This window comes from Pectobacterium cacticida (assembly GCF_036885195.1).
Taxonomy (GTDB): domain Bacteria; phylum Pseudomonadota; class Gammaproteobacteria; order Enterobacterales; family Enterobacteriaceae; genus Pectobacterium; species Pectobacterium cacticida.
Genome location: NZ_CP133656.1, coordinates 2,551,180 through 2,569,107, shown reverse-complemented (window position 1 = coordinate 2,569,107; position 17,928 = coordinate 2,551,180). Strand labels below are relative to the sequence as shown.

Annotated in this window: 17 protein-coding genes and 1 pseudogene; 12 read left to right on the top strand and 6 right to left on the bottom strand. The window is 53.4% G+C overall.

The window, feature by feature from the left end:
* Positions 1-51 precede the first annotated feature (51 nt).
* From nuoG to elaB, 9 genes are all read left to right on the top strand, one after another.
* The gene (nuoG, locus tag RFN81_RS11825) at positions 52-2,778 is read left to right on the top strand and encodes an NADH-quinone oxidoreductase subunit NuoG (RefSeq protein WP_264496040.1); all 2,727 of its coding nucleotides are present in this window, start codon (positions 52-54) and stop codon (positions 2,776-2,778) included.
* A complete protein-coding gene (nuoH, locus tag RFN81_RS11820) occupies positions 2,775-3,749 on the top strand; it encodes an NADH-quinone oxidoreductase subunit NuoH (RefSeq protein WP_264496039.1) in 975 nt (324 codons plus the stop codon). Before nuoG ends, nuoH begins: the two co-directional genes overlap by 4 nt.
* Before the next feature lie 17 nt (positions 3,750-3,766).
* Positions 3,767-4,309, top strand: a complete 543-nt coding sequence (nuoI, locus tag RFN81_RS11815; RefSeq protein ID WP_264496038.1) for an NADH-quinone oxidoreductase subunit NuoI — start codon at positions 3,767-3,769, stop codon at positions 4,307-4,309.
* A 9-nt stretch (positions 4,310-4,318) separates the two neighbouring features.
* Positions 4,319-4,879 carry an NADH-quinone oxidoreductase subunit J gene (gene nuoJ / locus RFN81_RS11810; RefSeq protein WP_264496037.1) on the top strand — a complete coding sequence of 187 codons (561 nt, stop codon included), beginning with the start codon at positions 4,319-4,321 and terminating at the stop codon, positions 4,877-4,879.
* On the top strand, positions 4,876-5,178 hold the full coding sequence (gene nuoK, locus RFN81_RS11805; RefSeq protein ID WP_264496036.1) for an NADH-quinone oxidoreductase subunit NuoK: 303 nt from the start codon (positions 4,876-4,878) through the stop codon (positions 5,176-5,178). Before nuoJ ends, nuoK begins: the two co-directional genes overlap by 4 nt.
* Complete coding sequence (gene nuoL / locus RFN81_RS11800; RefSeq protein ID WP_264496035.1) at positions 5,175-7,022, top strand: NADH-quinone oxidoreductase subunit L; 1,848 nt, start codon at positions 5,175-5,177, stop codon at positions 7,020-7,022. The genes nuoK and nuoL overlap by 4 nt, the downstream gene beginning before the upstream one ends.
* 94 nt (positions 7,023-7,116) lie before the next feature.
* Positions 7,117-8,652 (top strand): NADH-quinone oxidoreductase subunit M, encoded by a 1,536-nt coding sequence (gene nuoM, locus RFN81_RS11795; protein WP_264496034.1) that lies wholly within the window; start codon positions 7,117-7,119, stop codon positions 8,650-8,652.
* A 6-nt stretch (positions 8,653-8,658) separates the two neighbouring features.
* Positions 8,659-10,116: an NADH-quinone oxidoreductase subunit NuoN gene (nuoN, locus tag RFN81_RS11790; RefSeq protein WP_264496033.1), complete on the top strand. Its 1,458-nt coding sequence runs from the start codon at positions 8,659-8,661 to the stop codon at positions 10,114-10,116.
* A gap of 191 nt (positions 10,117-10,307) precedes the next feature.
* Positions 10,308-10,619: a stress response protein ElaB gene (gene elaB, locus RFN81_RS11785; protein ID WP_264496032.1), complete on the top strand. Its 312-nt coding sequence runs from the start codon at positions 10,308-10,310 to the stop codon at positions 10,617-10,619.
* A gap of 436 nt (positions 10,620-11,055) precedes the next feature.
* On the opposite strand, the gene RFN81_RS11780 is transcribed toward elaB, so the two are convergent.
* Entirely contained in the window at positions 11,056-11,622 is a 567-nt protein-coding gene (locus RFN81_RS11780; RefSeq protein ID WP_264496031.1) for a GNAT family N-acetyltransferase, read from the bottom strand.
* A gap of 11 nt (positions 11,623-11,633) precedes the next feature.
* The gene (locus RFN81_RS11775; protein WP_264496030.1) at positions 11,634-12,530 is read right to left on the bottom strand and encodes a PhzF family phenazine biosynthesis protein; all 897 of its coding nucleotides are present in this window, start codon (positions 12,528-12,530) and stop codon (positions 11,634-11,636) included.
* Positions 12,531-12,647: 117 nt separating this feature from the next.
* On the opposite strand from RFN81_RS11775, the gene RFN81_RS11770 reads away from it, so the two are divergent.
* Positions 12,648-14,240: an ABC-F family ATPase gene (locus RFN81_RS11770; RefSeq protein WP_264496029.1), complete on the top strand. Its 1,593-nt coding sequence runs from the start codon at positions 12,648-12,650 to the stop codon at positions 14,238-14,240.
* Positions 14,241-14,363: 123 nt separating this feature from the next.
* Complete coding sequence (locus RFN81_RS11765) at positions 14,364-14,597, top strand: hypothetical protein (RefSeq protein WP_264496028.1); 234 nt, start codon at positions 14,364-14,366, stop codon at positions 14,595-14,597.
* Between the two features lie 156 nt (positions 14,598-14,753).
* Here the strand turns inward: RFN81_RS11765 and RFN81_RS11760 are convergent, their stop codons facing one another.
* Complete coding sequence (locus RFN81_RS11760) at positions 14,754-14,963, bottom strand: hypothetical protein (protein WP_264496027.1); 210 nt, start codon at positions 14,961-14,963, stop codon at positions 14,754-14,756.
* Between the two features lie 68 nt (positions 14,964-15,031).
* A pseudogene (locus RFN81_RS11755) lies at positions 15,032-15,568 on the bottom strand (TetR/AcrR family transcriptional regulator); the annotation flags it as partial.
* Positions 15,569-15,655: 87 nt separating this feature from the next.
* Between RFN81_RS11755 and RFN81_RS11750 the strand changes: the two are divergent.
* A complete protein-coding gene (locus RFN81_RS11750; RefSeq protein WP_264496026.1) occupies positions 15,656-16,687 on the top strand; it encodes an NADP-dependent oxidoreductase in 1,032 nt (343 codons plus the stop codon).
* Positions 16,688-17,123: 436 nt separating this feature from the next.
* Here RFN81_RS11750 and RFN81_RS11745 read toward each other — a convergent pair whose 3' ends face one another.
* Entirely contained in the window at positions 17,124-17,258 is a 135-nt protein-coding gene (locus RFN81_RS11745; RefSeq protein WP_264496025.1) for a hypothetical protein, read from the bottom strand.
* A gap of 77 nt (positions 17,259-17,335) precedes the next feature.
* Positions 17,336-17,743: a TonB-dependent receptor plug domain-containing protein gene (locus RFN81_RS11740; protein ID WP_264496024.1), complete on the bottom strand. Its 408-nt coding sequence runs from the start codon at positions 17,741-17,743 to the stop codon at positions 17,336-17,338.
* Positions 17,744-17,928 lie beyond the last annotated feature (185 nt).

Here is a 17,928-nt window from a genome sequence, read left to right as displayed (position 1 = left end):
AATTTTTGATTAGCTCGTGGCAACACGGGCCATTATGGAAGCATGCTGACTATGGCTACTATTCATGTAGACGGCAAAGAGTATGAAGTAAACGGAGCAGACAATCTTCTGGAAGCGTGTTTGTCTCTGGGGCTTGATATTCCTTACTTTTGCTGGCACCCCGCGCTCGGGAGCGTCGGCTCCTGCCGCCTCTGTGCGGTAAAACAGTATCAAAATGCCGAAGATACGCGCGGGCGTCTGGTGATGTCCTGTATGACACCCGCGACCGAAGGAACGTTCATCGCGATTGAAGATGAAGAAGCAAAACTATTTCGTAAGACGATAGTTGAGTTTCTGATGACCAATCACCCGCACGATTGCCCGGTGTGTGAGGAAGGCGGTAACTGTCACTTGCAGGATATGACGGTCATGACGGGGCAGAACTTCCGCCGCTATCGTTTTACCAAGCGGACTCACCGTAATCAGGAACTCGGCCCCTTCATTTCTCATGAAATGAACCGCTGTATTGCGTGCTACCGCTGCGTGCGTTACTACAAAGACTATGCGGATGGCAAAGATCTCGGCGTTTACGGCGCGCACGACAACGTCTACTTTGGCCGTCCGGAAGATGGCACGCTGGAAAGCGAGTTCTCCGGTAATCTGGTTGAAGTGTGTCCTACCGGTGTTTTCACCGATAAAACGCACTCCGAGCGCTACAATCGCAAATGGGACATGCAGTTTGCCCCAAGCGTCTGTCAGCAGTGCAGCGTCGGTTGTAATACCAGCCCTGGTGAACGCTATGGTGAACTGCGTCGCATCGAAAACCGTTTCAACGGGAGCGTAAACCACTATTTTCTCTGCGACCGTGGCCGCTTTGGTTATGGGTATGTCAACCTGAAAGATCGCCCCAAACAGCCTTTACAGCGCCGAGGTGATGACTGGATCGCGCTCAATGCCGAGCAGGCGCTGCAAGGCGCGGCGGATGTGCTGCGCCAGGCCAAGAAAACCATCGGCATTGGTTCTCCGCGTGCCAGCATTGAAAGCAATTTCGCATTACGTGAACTGGTCGGCGCAGAAAACTTCTATACCGGGATTGCGCAGGAAGAGCAAAATCGCCTGCAACTGATCCTGAAAGTGCTGCGCGAAAGCGGCGTGAGAACGCCGGCGCTGCGGGAGATCGAAAGCTACGATGCGGTTTTCATTCTGGGTGAAGATTTAACGCAAACGGGGGCGCGTATCGCACTGGCCGTGCGTCAGGCCGTTAAGGGTAAAGCCCGCGAAATGGCGGCGGCGCAGAAAGTAGCGGACTGGCAGATTGCGGCGATCATGAATATAGGTCAGCACGCTAAACATCCGCTGTTTGTGACTAACGTCGACAACACCCGTTTGGATGATATCGCCGCATGGAACTACCGTGCGCCGGTTGCCGATCAGGCACGTCTTGGGTTTGCTGTCGCGCATGGCATAGATAGCAGCGCCCCAGCCGTTGCCGATTTGGCAGCCGGTCTTGACCAAAAAGTCGATATCATCGTACAGGCGCTAGCCGGTGCCAAGAAACCGCTCATCATCTCTGGCACCAGTGCGGGCAGCGAAGAGGTGATCGCGGCGGCGGCAAACGTAGCTAAAGCGCTGAAAAATCGTGGCTCTGATGTGGGAATAACCTTTGTGGCCTCTGCGGCCAACAGCATCGGGTTGTCGATGATGGGGGGCGGTTCGCTTGATGATGCGCTAGCGCAGTTGGAAAGCGGCGAAGCCGACAGCGTAGTCGTGTTGGAAAACGATCTCTACCGTCATGCGCCAGTTGCTCGCGTTGATGCGGCGCTGGAAAAAGCGCAAAACCTGATTGTGGTTGACCATCAGCGTACCCGCATCATGGACAAGGCTAGCATCGTGCTGTCTGCCGCCAGTTTCGCTGAAAGCGACGGTACGCTGATTAATCAGGAAGGCCGCGCGCAGCGTTTCTTTCAGGTTTATGAACCTACCTACTACAACGAAAATGCTGTGATGCTGGAAAGCTGGCGCTGGCTACACTCGTTGTATATCACCTATAACAGCCGCAAGGTTGACTGGACGCAGTTAGATCACGTCATCGATGCTTGTGTCTCTGCGTTACCGCAATTGGCGGCGATCAAAGAGGCCGCACCGGATGCCTCGTTCCGTATCCGTGGCCAGAAGCTGGCGCGTTCACCGATCCGATCCAGCGGTCGCACCGCGATGCGTGCCAATATCAGCGTGCATGAACCGCGTCAGCCGGTCGATATAGACACCATGTTCGCCTTCTCGATGGAAGGGAACAACAGCCCGACCGCCAACCGTCAGCAGATTCCGTTTGCCTGGGCGCCAGGCTGGAACTCCCCGCAAGCCTGGAACAAATTCCAGGATGAAGTGGGTGGACATTTGCGTCATGGCGATCCCGGTGTGCGCATGATCGAAGCCGGCGAAGGTTCACTGGCGTATTTCGACAACATCCCAGCGGCTTTTGTCCCACAGGCGGGTCAATGGCGCGTTGCGCCCTATTATCACCTGTTTGGCAGTGATGAGATGTCACAGCGTTCCGACGTGATTCAGCAGCGTATGCCAGAGCCTTACGTGATGGTGAACCCGGCAGATGCGGCAACGTTGGGCGTGAACGCCGGTACATTGCTGGAGCTGACCTGTGCAGGACAGACGTTACGTCTGCCATTGCGCTTAAGTGAGGAATTGTGTCAGGGACAGGTTGGTTTACCGCTGGGCTTACCGGGTATCGCGCCGGTGCTGGCGGGTGCAACCGTTGAAAATCTGCGGGAGGCCGCACAATGAGTTGGTTAACACCGGAATTAACCGAGATTCTGATCACCGTCGGAAAAGCGATCGTGATTCTGCTGGTCGTCGTAACCTGTGGCGCCTTCATGAGTATGGGTGAACGTCGGCTGCTCGGTCTCTTCCAGGGGCGGTATGGGCCAAACCGGGTAGGGTGGGGCGGTTCATTACAGCTTGTCGCTGACATGATCAAAATGTTCTTCAAAGAAGACTGGGTGCCGAACTTTACCGATAAGGTGATCTTCACGTTGGCGCCGATGATCGCGTTCACATCAATGCTAATTGCCTTTGCGATCGTGCCGATCACCCCCACTTGGGGCGTTGCCGATCTGAACATCGGGATCCTGTTCTTCCTGATGATGGCGGGTTTAGCGGTTTACGCCGTGCTGTTTGCCGGTTGGTCGAGTAACAACAAATACTCACTGCTGGGGGCGGTCCGTGCTTCTGCGCAGACCGTGAGCTACGAAGTGTTCATCGGCCTGTCGCTGATGGGCGTTGTTGCTCAAGCGGGCTCGTTCAATATGCGTGACATCGTCGATTCTCAGGAGCACCTGTGGAACGTTATCCCGCAGTTCTTCGGCTTTATTACGTTTGCTATCGCAGGGGTGGCGGTGTGTCACCGTCACCCGTTTGACCAGCCCGAAGCTGAACAGGAACTGGCCGATGGTTACCATATTGAATACTCCGGTATGAAGTTCGGTCTGTTCTTCGTGGGCGAATATATTGGGATCGTGACCGTTTCTGCGCTGATAGTGACGTTGTTCTTCGGTGGCTGGCATGGCCCATTGCTGCCACCGTTTATCTGGTTTGCGTTGAAAACAGGCTTTTTCATGATGATGTTCATCCTGATTCGTGCGTCGTTACCCCGTCCGCGTTATGACCAGGTGATGGCTTTCGGCTGGAAAGTCTGTCTGCCGATAACGCTCTTGAATCTGCTGGCGACAGCGGCCGTCATTTTGTACAACGCTTAATAAGGGGTGAATAAACCATGACATTGAAAGAGTTAGTGGTTGGTTTCGGCACCCAGATACGCAGTATCTGTATGGTGGGATCGAACGCTTTTAAGAAGCGCGAAACCAGAATGTACCCGGAAGAACCCGTGAATCCGCCACCGCGCTACCGTGGCCGCATCGTGCTGACGCGCGATCCTGATGGTGATGAGCGTTGTGTCGCCTGCAACCTCTGTGCGGTCGCTTGTCCGGTTGGCTGTATTTCATTGCAGAAAGCGGAAACTAAAGATGGTCGCTGGTATCCCGAGTTCTTTCGTATCAACTTCTCACGCTGTATTTTCTGTGGTTTCTGCGAAGAGGCGTGTCCGACAACGGCTATCCAGTTGACGCCGGATTTCGAGATGGGCGACTACAAACGTCAGGATCTGGTGTACGAGAAAGAAGATCTGCTGATATCGGGGCCGGGTAAATATCCGGAATACAATTTCTACCGGATGGCGGGTATGGCAATCGATGGGAAAGACAAAGGTGAAGCGGAAAACGAAGCCAAACCCATTGATGTCAAAGGCCTGTTGCCCTAAGGAGTTAGCATGGAATTCGCTTTTTATACCACAGGTTTGATTGCGATATTGGCGACATTGCGCGTCATTACGCATACCAATCCTGTGCATGCATTGTTGTATATGGTCACCTCGCTGATGGCCATCGCGGGCGTCTTTTTCTCGCTGGGGGCTAATTTTGCCGGTGCGCTGAGTATCATCGTGTATGCGGGCGCCATCATGGTGCTGTTTGTGTTCGTCGTCATGATGCTCAACCTCGGTAATTCCGTCGAACAGCAAGAGCGGGATTGGCTAAAACCCGGCGTCTGGATTGGCCCAGGTATTCTTTCACTGGCGCTGCTGGTGATTGTCGTCAATGCGATCCTTAGCCTAAAAGAGCAGGGCATTACTGGCACGCCTGTTGAGGCGAAAGCCGTGGGTATCAGCCTGTTTGGGCCTTATGTTCTGGCCGTTGAGTTAGCGTCAATGCTGCTGCTGGCAGGATTGGTTGTCGCTTTCCATATCGGCCGAGAAGATAAACGTGGTGACGTTGTCAGTAAAGAAGGCGTGAACCAGGACGTTGAGAAAAAAATAACGGGGGAACGTGCATGATTCCGTTACAACATGGGTTGATCTTAGCCGCTATCCTGTTTGTTTTGGGGCTGACTGGTCTGTTAATTCGTCGTAACCTGCTGTTTATGTTGATTAGTCTCGAAATCATGATCAACGCCGCCGCGCTGGCCTTTGTTGTCGCGGGCAGTTACTGGCAGCAGCCGGATGGTCAGGTGATGTACATTCTGGCGATTACGCTGGCAGCGGCTGAGGCCAGTATTGGTCTGGCGCTATTGCTACAGATGTATCGTCGTCGCCACACCCTGAATATTGATACCGTCAGTGAGATGCGCGGATGAACTTACTCTATTTAACCATACTCTTTCCGCTGCTGGGCTTTCTGTTGCTGGCATTTTCCCGTGGTCGCTGGTCGGAAAATACGTCCGCAGCCGTCGGTGTTGGCTCGATTGGTCTGGCAGCGTTGGTTACCGCTTGGGTTGTGGTCGATTTCATGGGCCAACAGCATGGCGGCGTTACCTTCTTTAATCAGCATTTGTGGACATGGATGGCCGTGGGGAATTTCGACATCAGCGTCACGCTGACGCTCGATGGCCTTGCGGTGACGATGCTGTCCGTGGTGACGGGCGTCGGCTTCTTTATTCACCTGTTTGCCTCCTGGTACATGCGCGGAGAAGAGGGATATTCCCGTTTCTTCGCCTACACCAACCTGTTTATCGCCAGTATGGTCGTTCTGGTATTGGCGGATAACCTGTTGCTGATGTACCTCGGTTGGGAAGGCGTGGGGCTGTGCAGTTACTTGCTGATCGGTTTCTACTACACCAATCCGAAGAACGGTGCGGCGGCAATGAAGGCGTTCATCGTTACGCGTGTCGGTGACGTCTTTCTGGCTTTTGCTCTGTTCATTCTCTACAAAGAATTGGGTACGCTCAACTTCCGCGAACTGATGGTATTAGCGCCGCAGAAACTGGCTGAGGGTTCACCGGCAATCACCTGGGCTACGCTGATGTTGCTGGGTGGTGCGGTCGGTAAATCTGCACAGCTGCCGCTGCAAACCTGGCTGGCGGATGCGATGGCCGGTCCAACGCCGGTCTCTGCACTGATCCACGCCGCGACGATGGTTACCGCAGGGGTTTATCTGATTGCGCGTACCAATGGCCTGTTCCTGATGGCGCCGGATGTCCTGCATCTGGTGGGGATTGTGGGGGCGGTAACGCTGGTGCTGGCAGGTTTTGCCGCGCTGGTGCAAACCGACATCAAGCGCGTGCTGGCCTATTCCACCATGAGCCAGATTGGCTACATGTTCCTGGCACTCGGCGTTCAGGCATGGGATGCCGCGATTTTCCATCTGATGACGCATGCGTTCTTTAAAGCGCTGCTGTTCCTCTCTTCGGGATCGGTCATCCTGGCCTGCCACCATGAGCAGAACATCTTCAAGATGGGCGGCCTGCGTAAAACAATTCCGCTGGTTTATGTTTGTTTCCTGGTCGGGGGCGCGGCGCTGGCTGCCCTGCCGCTGGTTACCGCAGGCTTCTTCAGTAAAGACGAGATTCTGGCTGGCGCATGGGCCAATGGTCACATCAATCTGATGGTGGCTGGATTGGTCGGTGCCTTCATGACCTCGTTATACACGTTCCGCATGATTTTCATCGTGTTCCACGGTGAAGAGAAAATCAAGGCGCATGCAGGGAAAGGCCTTTCTCACCACTTACCGCTGGTTGTGCTGATGGTTCTGTCCACCTTTATTGGTGCGATGATTGTTCCGCCGTTGCACGGCGTACTGCCAGCGACGACAGAGCTTGAGCATAGTCAGGTGCTGACGCTGGAAATGACCTCTGGCGTGGTGGCGATTGCCGGTATTCTGCTTGCTGCTGTGCTGTGGCTGGGTAAACGCCAGGCGGTGAATCGCATCGCGCAGAGCGCGCCGGGTCGTTTCTTCTCGACCTGGTGGTTCCACGCATGGGGTTTCGACTGGTTGTACGACCATGTCTTTGTTAAACCGTATCTCTTCATCGCGAAACTATTACGGCGCGACCCATTGGATAGATTGATGACGATTCCGGCGATGGTTACCCGTTGGAGTAACCGAGGGTTGACGTTTAGCGAGAATGGTCAATTGCGTTGGTACGTTGCTTCGATGGGCATTGGCGCCGTCGTGGTGCTGGCCTTGCTATTGGTGGTGTAGGCATATCGGGTGACGTGCGAAGGGCAGAGCCTCCCATGAGGAGGCCCGCCACGGCAAGTTTTCAGATTTCTTTAATTTAGGGACACAAAACGCCATGCTACTACCTTGGCTAATTCTTCTCCCCTTTATCGGCGGTCTACTGTGCTGGCAGTCAGAGCGTTTAGGTACGAAAGTGCCGCGCTGGATAGCGTTGATTGCAATGGGGCTGACACTCGCGCTGTCTCTGCAACTGTGGTTGCAAGGCGGTTATTCACTGACCGCGCCAACAGGCGTGCCGCAATGGCAATCTGAGTTTTATGTGCCGTGGATCCCTCGCTTTGGCATCGGTATTCACCTCGCGCTGGATGGCCTGTCGCTGCTGATGGTGGTGCTGACGGGGTTGCTGGGCGTGCTGGCAATCCTGTGTTCGTGGAATGAGGAACAACGCAATCAGGGTTTTTTCCATCTGAATCTACTCTGGATTCTGGGCGCGGTCATCGGTGTGTTTGTCGCGATCGATATGTTCCTGTTCTTCTTCTTCTGGGAAATGATGCTGGTGCCAATGTACTTCCTGATTGCACTGTGGGGCCATAAAGGCTCTGACGGTAAAACACGGATTACAGCGGCGACCAAGTTCTTCATTTATACCCAGGCAAGCGGTCTGGTCATGCTGATTGCCATACTGGCGCTGGTCTTTGTGCATCACAATGCGACGGGTGTCTGGACGTTCAACTATGAAGACCTGCTGAAGACGCCAATGTCATATGGTGTTGAATATCTGCTGATGCTGGGCTTCTTCATCGCGTTTGCGGTAAAAATGCCGGTGGTGCCGTTGCATGGTTGGTTGCCGGATGCACACAGTCAGGCGCCAACGGCGGGTTCCGTTGACCTGGCGGGTATCCTGTTGAAGACGGCAGCCTATGGTTTGTTACGTTTCAGCCTGCCGTTGTTCCCGAACGCCTCACATGCCTTCGCGCCGATTGCGATGTGGCTGGGGGTGATTGGCATCTTTTACGGTGCCTGGCTGGCGTTTAAACAGACGGATATTAAACGCCTTATCGCTTACACCTCGGTGTCCCACATGGGCTTCGTGATGATTGCCATCTATTCCGGTAATCAATTGGCTTATCAAGGCGCAGTGATTCAGATGATTGCACACGGTCTGTCCGCGGCCGGTCTGTTTATTCTGTGCGGTCAACTGTACGAGCGTCTGCATACCCGCGACATGCGTGAAATGGGCGGCCTGTGGGCGCGTTTGAAATACTTGCCAGCGCTGTCGTTGTTCTTTGCCGTGGCGACGCTGGGCATGCCAGGAACGGGTAACTTTGTTGGCGAATTCATGATTCTGTTCGGCAGCTACCAGGTTGTGCCAGTGATTACGGTGATCTCAACCTTCGGTCTGGTATTTGCGTCAGTTTACTCATTGATCATGGTGCAGCGCGCTTACTACGGTGCGCCTAAATCTAATACGCCATTGAAAGGGATGTCGATCCGCGAATTGTCTATCGTGCTGCTGTTGGTGGTATTACTGGTGTTGTTGGGGGTTTACCCGCAACCGATTCTGGATACCTCCAATGCCGCGATGTCAAATATCCAGCAGTGGTTTATGTCGTCTGCTCCAGATTCAATTATTTCAACAACAAGGCCGTAATTCGCCATGACAATAACTCTTCAACAACTCATTGCGCTATCGCCGCTGTTGATCGTCGGATTGACGGTAGTGGTTGTGATGCTGTGCATTGCGTGGCGACGCAACCATTTTGTCAACGCAACCATGACGGTTATCGGCCTGAATATTGCGTTGCTGTCACTGTACTTTGTCGGCCAGGCTGGCCCAACGGACGTGACGCCGCTGCTGCGCGTCGATGGTTTTTCGATGTTCTATACCGGGCTGGTTTTGCTTGCGAGTCTGGCAACCAGCACGTTTGCCTACCCGTGGCTGCAAGGTTACCCGGACAACCGCGATGAATTCTATCTGCTGGTGCTTATCGCGACGCTGGGCGGTGTTTTACTGTCGAGTGCCAACCATCTGGCGTCGCTGTTCATCGGGATCGAGCTGCTTTCTCTGCCGCTCTTTGGGTTGATCGGCTACGCTTTCCGCCAGAAACGTTCGCTGGAAGCCAGTATTAAATATATGCTTCTGTCGGCGGCGGCGTCCTCTTTCCTCTTGTTTGGCATGGCGCTGATCTATGCCAAATCGGGTGATATGAGCTTTGCTAGCCTTGGTAACAGTCTGAGCGATGGCCACATTCAGGAACCGCTGCTGTTGGCTGGTCTGGGGATGATGATTGTCGGTTTGGGCTTCAAGCTGTCCTTGGCGCCGTTTCAACTGTGGACGCCTGATGTGTATCAGGGCGCGCCTGCGCCAGTATCCACCTTCCTGGCTACGGCGGGTAAAATTGCGGTTTTCGGTGCAGTGATGCGCTTGTTCCTGTATGCGCCGATGGCTGACAGCGAGTCTGTCAGAATCGTGCTGGGCGTTATCGCGCTCGCGTCGATCCTGTTCGGTAACGTGATGGCGGTATCGCAAACTAACATTAAACGTCTACTTGGTTACTCTTCCATCGCGCATCTGGGCTATTTGCTGGTTGCCCTGATCGCGGTTCAGAGCCATCAGTTGGCGTTGGAAACCGTCGGCGTGTATCTGGTCGGTTACCTGTTCAGCAGCCTGGGCGCATTCGGTGTGGTTAGCCTGATGTCCAGCCCGTACCGTGGCCCGGATGCCGATTCGCTATTCTCTTACCGTGGTTTGTTCTGGCATAAACCGATCCTGTCCGCAGTGATGACGGTGATGATGCTGTCGCTAGCGGGTATCCCTATGACGCTGGGCTTCTTCGGCAAATTTTATGTGCTGGCAGTGGGTGTGAATGCTGAACTGTGGTGGCTGACGGGGGCGGTAGTCCTGGGTAGCGCTATCGGTTTGTACTATTACCTGCGCGTGATGGTGAGCCTGTACTTATCGGCGCCTCAGCAGCGACAGCGTGATACGCCAAGCAACTGGGCCTTAACGGCAGGTGGGGTTGTTGTGTTGATCTCTTCTATTGCCGTGCTGTTCTTGGGTTTGTATCCGCAGCCGCTGATCGCTTTAGTGCAATTGGCGCAGCCGATGATGTAGCCACTACACGAATTAGGTTGTGTCATATAAAAGCGCCGTTGAGGAGAATTCGCGGCGCTTTTTTTATATCTGCAAAATACGTTTAGGAATGATCCGGTCTATTACCGTCGTAGATGCCGCGCAAAATTGTCTATAGTTAAAAGGATGACATTTTATAACTAATGACTTTTCATAACAGAAGGAAGCATTTTATGGCCGCGACAAAAAAACAGCCTGAAGAAATTCGTGTCGATGATGATTTAAAGCTTCTGTCAGAAACCCTAGATGAAGTGCTGCGCTATACGGGCGATCAGGCAGATGACGCCTATCAGGAATTGAAAAAAGGGGCGGAAAAGGCATTATCAGAAGTCAAAAAACGTCTTGGTGCCAATGACGGCTACTGCGCGCGTGCAAAGAAGGTTGCCGATAAAGCCGATGGCTATGTGCGTGACAATCCCTGGCACGGTATTGGTATTGGCGCTACCGTTGGTCTGGTATTAGGGTTGCTGCTGGCAAAGCGCTAGATTCACCGGCCGGTTAATAAAAAGCCATGTGAATGCGTTGTCATTCTTGTTATCGCTTTTGCCTCGGTGAGGATCCGAAAAAGTGGAATTGGGCAGATAAAACAAAAGCCGCCTATGAAAGGCGGCTTTTAAAAATTGTTTATATCAGCATTAGAACGGGCTGATGACGGATCCAATACGTTCGCAGTAACTGACATAAACATCTCCCATTTTTTTGAATAATTTGCTGATTTTACGAAATGTTTTCATCATCAGACTCCTCTAACGGATTAATTAAGTGTGATGTTCATCACGTTTTTAATGCTAGCGGAGATGAGATCGAATTTCAACTTTTTTGTGATGATGATCACAAAAAAGTTGTCGCGACAGTCAAGGGCGCGCGCCATCGATGCATCGTGTCACCAAGTGACAAATCCGGTCATGAAATGGTGTAGGTTCATCGTTTGACTGGATAATGATAAATATTCTGATCGAACCATTGCTCGCCAATCCGTTCAGCCGCTTTCTCCAGGTGATGAAAACGGAAGCCGAGCCGTTGGGCAACCGCGTTGCTGCGTGTGTTGGCGGTTGAGGCTTTGATGACACAGCGATCAACCAGATTTGCCTCGGCATAAGCTGTTATTAACGTGCTGACGGCCTGAGAAATGATGCCTTTACCTTCAAAGGCTTTGGCGAGCCAGTAGCCAATGACGCCCTCTTTATCCTGAATCGTATTGAAGGAGACGATGCCAGCCAGCGCGTTGTCCCAGCGGATAAGATACACGGCAGACGTCTTATCGAAGAAGGCCTTTCGATTGGCGCGAATGGTTTCACGTGTGTCATCGACGCTCTTGACGGAATCTGGCCAGGGTAACGTTTGCCGCAGACGAGCTTTTTCCTGCTGAATCAGAGAAAAAATTGCCTCGGCGTCACGCTCCTCCTGTATCGTTAGGCGCAGATGGGGCCGATGGCCTAGCTCATACAGTTTGTCTGCAAATAACGGATCTATAACCGGCGTTTCCATAAAACCTCTCCTTAGGCCTGTAAGGTGCCATCAACGATCGTGACACTGTGCCCGCCGATCCAGGGTTCATCGTTCAGATAAGTTACGGTAATCCGGCCATCGCAGTGTAGCATCGTGCCTTGTCGTGCCAGGTAGCTGAGTGGTGCGGTGACGTTATTGGTGGCGTGCTGCTGGCGAAGCAGCGCAGCCAGACAGGCATTAGCACTGCCGGTAACCGGATCTTCCTTGAGGTGACCGCCTTCGATGTAGAAAGCACGGACTTCATAGTCGGCTGGCGTCGCGTTATCGTGCGGGCCATAGATAGCGATACCGTTAGTCTGGCTGAGGTTTTGTACGGCCAGGAGCGCGTCGGCATCCGGTCTGATGTCCAGACAGGTGTCGGCGCTGTCGACGCGAATCACCAGCCAGCGAATGCCCATATGCACCGCGGTGGGCGGGTAGCGGTTATCGATAGCAGCACGATCAGAATCAGCCATGCCAAGCGTTTTTACCAGCAGTGGCATGTGCTCGTCGCCAAACGGAACCATCGTGGCCTGTGGCGCGTGAAAAGCCAGACTGCCATCGTCATGAAGATTGATCGGAACTAAGCCAACGCCGCACTGTTGCACTAACTGCCCTGGGGATTTCGGGCGCAATCCTTCTTCCAGCAGCGCATGCGCGGTGCCCAGCGTAGGGTGTCCGGCAAAGGGCATTTCCGATTCTGGCGTAAAAATGCGTACGTGGTAATCCGCCAAAGGATCGGTGGCTGGCAGAACAAACGTCGTTTCTGACAGGTTTGTCCAACGCGCGATATCCTGCATTTGCGCATCGGTTAATCCATTTGCTTCCAGAATGACGGCAAGCGGATTGCCCTTGAAGGGCTGCTGGGTAAAAACGTCGACCTGTTTGAAACGACGTACTATCGGCATCGCATTTCTCTCCTGTATGCGCTATCGCTTAAATATTACTCAAAACTAACCGCGATCCTGGCGCGCGCTTGTGGCATAATGCGCGCCAAATCACATTCCGACTCGAGTATAAGTGCTGTGTTAAGTACCAACAATATCACCATGCAGTTCGGCAGCAAGCCGTTGTTTGAAAACATTTCCGTTAAATTTGGCGGCGGCAACCGTTACGGTTTGATTGGCGCAAATGGCTGCGGTAAATCCACATTCATGAAGATTCTCGGTGGTGACCTGGTGCCGAGCGCCGGTAACGTCTTCCTCGATCCGAATGAGCGGCTGGGTAAACTGCGTCAGGATCAGTTTGCCTTTGAAAAATACAGCGTGCTGGATACCGTCATCATGGGCCACGGGGAACTGTGGGCGGTAAAAGAAGAACGCGATCGTATCTACTCATTGGCTGAAATGAGCGAAGAGGACGGCTACAAAGTTGCCGATCTGGAAGAGCAATATGGTGAGATGGATGGCTACAGCGCGGAATCTCGCGCTGGCGAACTATTACTGGGTGTTGGGATTCCCGTTGAGCAGCACTATGGTTTGATGAGTGAGATTGCTCCCGGTTGGAAACTGCGTGTCCTGCTGGCGCAAGCGCTGTTTGCCGATCCTGATATCCTGTTGCTCGACGAACCGACCAACAACCTGGATATCGATACGATCCGCTGGCTGGAGCAGGTGTTGAACGAACGGAACAGCACCATGATCATCATTTCGCATGACCGCCACTTCCTCAATATGGTTTGTACGCACATGGCGGATCTGGACTATGGCGAGTTGCGTATTTATCCCGGTAATTACGATGAATACATGACGGCCGCGACGCAGGCGCGCGAGCGTCTACTGGCCGATAACGCTAAGAAGAAAGCGCAAATTTCCGAACTGCAATCGTTCGTTAGCCGCTTTAGCGCCAATGCTTCCAAGTCTAAACAGGCGACATCGCGCGCGCGCCAGATCGATAAGATCCAACTGGAAGAGGTGAAAGCTTCCAGCCGTCAAAACCCGTTTATTCGTTTTGAGCAGGATAAGAAACTGTTCCGTAATGCGCTGGAAGTGGAGGCGCTAAGCAAAGGGTTTGACAACGGGCCACTCTTCAACAAATTGAACCTGATGGTGGAAGTGGGCGAAAAAGTTGCGGTTCTGGGCACGAATGGTATTGGTAAATCGACGCTGTTAAAAACGTTAGTCGGCGATCTTCAGCCAGACAGCGGCACCGTGAAGTGGTCGGAAAATGCCAAAATTGGCTACTACGCGCAGGATCATGAATACGAATTCGATGAAACGCTGACGGTGTTTGACTGGATGAGCCAGTGGAAGCAGGAAAAAGACGACGAGCAGGCGGTACGCAGCGTACTAGGTCGTTTATTGTTCAGCCAGGATGATATCAAGAAGAAAGTAAAAGTGTTATCCGGTGGCGAAAAAGGCCGCATGCTGTTTGGTAAGCTGATGATGCAGCGTCCTAACATTCTCATCATGGATGAACCAACCAATCACCTGGATATGGAATCCATTGAATCGTTAAACATGGCGTTGGAAATGTATGAGGGCACGTTGTTGTTCGTTTCTCACGATCGTGAGTTCGTTAGCTCGTTGGCGACCCGTATTCTGGAAATGACGCCAAATAAAGTGATCGATTTCACCGGTAACTATGAAGATTACCTGCGCAGTCAGGGGATTCAGTAAGTCAAGATATACAATAACCCAGGTTTTCAATAGCATTGTGTTACGGCCTCATTCTTGAGTCCGTAGTGTTCGGCTTCCTGTGCAAGTTCGCCCGCTTCGGCCTGCCCCTCGTCGGCGCAGACGGTGGATGCGCCGCTGGTGCGCGAATGCTGGGCCAACTTGGAATGCCGCGTCACCGTCGATGTCTGGGCACGGCGCTACAACCTGTGGGGGCTGGAGGTCCAGCGCATCTGGATTGACACTGCACGCATGAAAGTGCGGCTGATACATAATCAGGGCGATGGCCGTTTCAGTGTCGATGACGACACGCTCGACCTGGGCGAGCACATGATCAAGTGGTACTACTTTATGAGTTAGTGCTCCAGGTTTCTCGGGGACGTGTGTTCCCCCAATTCTTGCAAGCTAACTTGCACCGATACGGAAACCTGTGTAAGCGACCCAACCTTTGAAAGTGAATGCGCAGTAGAAAAGCTCGACGTCAGTGAATCCAGCTTCACGAAGCAAATCTACATCCTATTGCGGAGAAAGCACGGGCAACCGCTCTTTAATCGCTGCGATGCTGCCTTGAGCCCCTGTACCGAGTACCAAAATGCGGGCGTCAGCAGGGGCGTGTTCGGCCAGCAGTACGCCTGCCATCCTGTGCAGGTCGCGAAGGCCAAGCACAATCCTTGCCGTCCTTTCCGTATAGTCTGATCCGACTTTCGGATCGGAAAACGTGGTCATCGGCGTGGTTCTTGCTTCTCTTGCCTGGAAGCTGCGCTACCGAGTTGGCGACTCGGCTGGCGTCCAGCCAGGATGGCACTGGCAATCACGCTGAAAAGACGATCCGCACGAGGTGCATGTGAGGGCTGCTCACGCAGCCAGGCCAGCGCGGCAATCAGATCGAACAGTTCCGCACCATCAATATCCGCTCTCGCGCTGCCTTGCGCTTGCGCTCTGGCCAGCAGCGCAGCTCCTGCGATACGCAATTCGACGCATGACGCGTGCAACGCGGAGTCTTCATCCTCGATGGCCCCCATCATAGGCGCGATGACACCTCGATGGCTGTGTGCAAAAGTGATGACTTCCCGCACCCAGGACAGCAGCGCATCGTCTGGGTCCGATGCCGTTTCGAGTCGCCTGGCCTTTTCAGTGAGCAGAGCGAAGCTCGATCGCAACAGGGCTTCGAGCAACGCTTCGCGCGAGGGAAAGTGGCGATACAGCGTACCGAGCCCAACCTCCGCCCTGCGCGCGATATCACGCAACGAGACTTCCGCCCCCTGTTCGGCGAAGGCATCGCCCGCAACCGCCAGCAGACGGTCGTAATTCTTTTTTGCGTCGGATCGCATGTCTCTCCTTGTTAAACGGAGCAATGCTCCATATAATTGGAACACTATTCCGTTTATCGTATCTCATTCCTGACCAAGGAGAAAGTCATGTCACGCAACACCATGAAGGCTGTACGTCAGCACACATTCGGTGGCCCCGAAGTGCTTAACTATGAAGATGCGCCCATGCCCAGCCTCAGCCCCGGCGAAGTGCTCGTGCGTGTGCATGCCGTAGGGGTGAATCCCCCGGATTGGTACCTGCGCGAGGGCTACAAGATGCTGCCGCCCGAGTGGCGGCCGCAGATATCCTTTCCCGTGATTCTGGGGACGGATGTGTCAGGCGTGATCGTGGCGGTGGCCGATGATGTCACGGATTTCTCCGTGGGTGATGAGGTATATTCGATGATTCGGTTCCCCGAGTGGGCAGCGGGACGCAGCCAAGCCTATGCCGAGTACGTTAGCGTGCCAGTCTCGGACATCGCCCTCAAGCCGGCCGGCATCGACCATATCCATGCCGCTGCCGCCCCGATGTCGCTGCTGACCGCGTGGCAATTTCTGGTCGATGTTGGGCATGATGTGCCTAATCCGCTTCAGCCGTACCCGCATGTGCCCGTGCCGCTGGCCGGCAAGACGGTGCTCGTGAACGGTGCCGCTGGCGGCGTGGGGCACTTCGTCGTGCAAATCGCCAAGTTGAAGGGGGCTCGCGTCATTGCAGTCGCCTCCGGCAAACACGAAGCCGCCCTGCGTGGACTTGGTGCGGATGAATTCATCGACTACACGAAAACAAGGCCAGAGGAAGTCGTCCGTGATGTTGATCTCGTCGTCGATGCGGTGGGCGGCCCGGCCACAGGACGCTTCCTGCGCACGCTCAAGCGAGGCGGCACTTTGTTCCCCGTGTTCTCCTTGGGGTTTGCTGGTGCCAAAGACGCAGAACAATCAGATGTCACGGTGTCGTCGGTTCAGGTGCGTTCGAATGGCGCCCAGCTTGCTGAGCTTGCCAAGCTACTCAGTGCAGGAGACATTCGCGTGCTGCTCGATAGCACCTATCCGCTTGCCGAGGCGCGACAGGCGCATGAACGTGCGGCACAGGGGCATATTCAGGGCAAGATCGTGCTGACGGTGCAACATGAAGGTACCTAGCAAAGCAGCGCCGAAACAGGGCTGATGATGCTGGTTTGCGCTGGTCTTGTTTCCCCGAACGGGCACAGCCTTGGACTGCGGCTCTTCGTCCTGCATAACGGCTGCCAATCGGACTAAGATGCTTTGACGCACGGCGGCCGTTTGCAGTCAATCGTCACGGATGCAGTCCGCTCTGGCTTTCTATGGCGATGCTCTAATGCGGCTCTTAGCCCACAACGCCGCGACCTCGCCAGGCGGCCAGAGCTAAACCCTCGTGCCATATGGACTTCCGGTCATCAGGTTGTTTTCACTAAACGCATGACACCGGCCCTTTTTTGAGACAGCGTTCTGCAAAGACGAAATAGCGTTGAGCAATGGTCGTTTAGTCAGGATAAAATCCGTGGTTTAATGCTTCCACCGCTTCGGCGACGCGTGGCCCCATGCCCAATAAAATAGCCTAATCGAGGGCGATAATACGTTGGTTTTTCCAGGCGGCGGTTTGCGTCAACCCCGGTATTGCGGCCAGCGCGCCCACCCTGTTTTCCACACTTTGTGTGGTGACCACAACCACATCAAGATTTGCCGCTGCCATTGCCTCACCGCCGTAGATACGATACTGGCTATGCGTAGCAACATTTTCTCCGCCCGCCAGCGCGATCAGGCCATCGACTAATTCGGCCCGCCGCGTTGATAGGTGACTTCCTGCCCGTCAATTAATACTAATACGCGTGAGGCTTCTTCCCCGCGAATACGTATTTGTTTACGACCCGCTAAAGAACTATCGGTAATATCGACGCCGGGAATATCGCGTAGCGCTTCGGCAATTGAATCACCGGTAAATTTGCTCAGTTTTTCATTATCGATCACCTGCATTGTGACCGGGCTTTCCCATAAATTCTGTTCCGTTCTCCCTACACTCACCACGGTTATTTCATCATGGTTTATCGATGAGTGATTTTCCGCTGAATAACCCGTGTTGGTATGATTGATAAATGAATCGTTCGTGGCCGCATTGATGATGCTGCTATAAATAGCAGGCAGCATAAAGAGCGCCCGATAAGTCGTCTTTTTATTCATGTTATATCCATAAAAGTTAATGATTATCATTAACGTTATCATTCGATGGATTGGCGACAATAATCAAAATTGAGTAAATGTGTCAAATTGTGATCGGAATCACGCTTGTAATTAAATAATAGCTTGCAATATTTTTATGGTTATTAAATTAACGAATTTTAATGTATTGTTTTTTATTTTCATTT